The sequence below is a fragment of the Halomicrobium sp. HArcht3-1 genome, from assembly GCF_058933345.1.
In genome coordinates, this window is record NZ_JBZYDM010000023.1 from 1 (window position 1) to 939 (window position 939).

The 939-nt window shown below is 61.1% G+C and carries 1 protein-coding gene; it reads left to right on the forward strand.

Annotated features, from left to right (window positions below):
- Window positions 1-74 precede the first annotated feature (74 nt).
- Window positions 75-908 (forward strand): IS5 family transposase, encoded by an 834-nt coding sequence (locus AC5FRW_RS19175; protein ID WP_493570068.1) that lies wholly within the window; start codon window positions 75-77, stop codon window positions 906-908.
- The last annotated feature ends 31 nt before the right edge of the window (window positions 909-939 follow it).

Here is a 939-nt window from a genome sequence, read left to right on the forward strand (position 1 = left end):
CTGCTCTGTTGAATCCGGAGACAGCGAGGGGATAGCGTCGCTCTGAAGGTGGAAGCGAAGCGGAAAGAGTGAATGTGACTAGAGTACTCTTCCGCTTCGTTAAACAAGCCGCATCGCTGGCTCAAAAGCGCTGTGCCGCCAGCCCCACGGCGGTGGTGAGTGACCCGGCTGGCAACGGATTTGCGGATTGGAAGCATCTGACACTGCATTTCTTGCGGATTCACATGGACGCGACGTACCGCGAAATCGTCGATTGGGCGAGCGAGATGGATCGCGTTCGTGGTCTGTTGCAGTTAGCGCGGACGGCATTTCCGGCACCCTCGACGCTGTGGCGGTCCTTCGAGCGGGTGCCAACCCGTCTCTGGCGGCAACTGCTCCGTCGGTCGGCGACCCGCTGCGATCCCGGCGAGCACGGGGCGATGGATGCCACGTTTTTCGACCGCGAAGCGGCATCCAGCCACTACGTCGACCGGTCGGATCGCCACATACAGACGCTGAAAACGACGGCGCTGGTCGACACAGAGTCGTGTGCCGTGCTCGACCTCCACTGTTCGGCACACTGGCCTCACGATACACAGGTGGGTCGTCAAGTAGCGCTACGCAACACCGACGAAATCGAGAGTCTCGCCGGCGACAAAGGCTATGACGACCAGTCGCTGCGGGACGCACTCCGCGCCGAAGGCGTCCGGCCGGTCATCAAACACCGGCTGTTCGCTCACTACGATCACGCCCACAACGCGCGGTTGGACAGCGATCTCTACGGGCAACGCTGGATGGCCGAGAGTGCTTTCTCGGCCATCAAGCGCCGGTTCGGATCCGCTGTCGGGCCGAGCGCTTGGTACCGCGAATTCAGAGAACTTGTGCTCACCGTCGCCGTTTACAACCTCGAACAAGCCATCAAGGAGTGATCGCTACGCCATCTGTGGATTCAACAAGGCA